Annotated in this window: 1 protein-coding gene; it reads left to right on the forward strand. The window is 67.2% G+C overall.

Annotated elements, in window-relative coordinates; all coding sequences use genetic code 11:
* Positions 1-241, forward strand: a 241-nt coding sequence (locus RVY79_RS21300; protein ID WP_317466614.1) for a hypothetical protein, incomplete at both ends; no start/stop codon positions are given.

Here is a 241-nt window from a genome sequence, read left to right on the forward strand (position 1 = left end):
CGCTCCGGGCGGACGCGGGGCACAGGTCGATATCAGCGGCAGCAAGATCGCCATCCTGTCGACCCTTGCGGGCGCGCCGGCCGACGGCGCGATTCAGCTCACCGCGGCAGGGCTGAACCGGCTCAATGCCGAGAGCCTCTTGATCGGCGGCATCCGCACTGACAATGCTGACGGCACCACCAGTCTCGCGCTCACCAGCAATTCGATCCTGGTTGCCAACGACGCGGCCCATCCGCTGATG

Source organism: Chromohalobacter sp. HP20-39, from assembly GCF_033052815.1.
Lineage (GTDB): Bacteria > Pseudomonadota > Gammaproteobacteria > Pseudomonadales > Halomonadaceae > Chromohalobacter.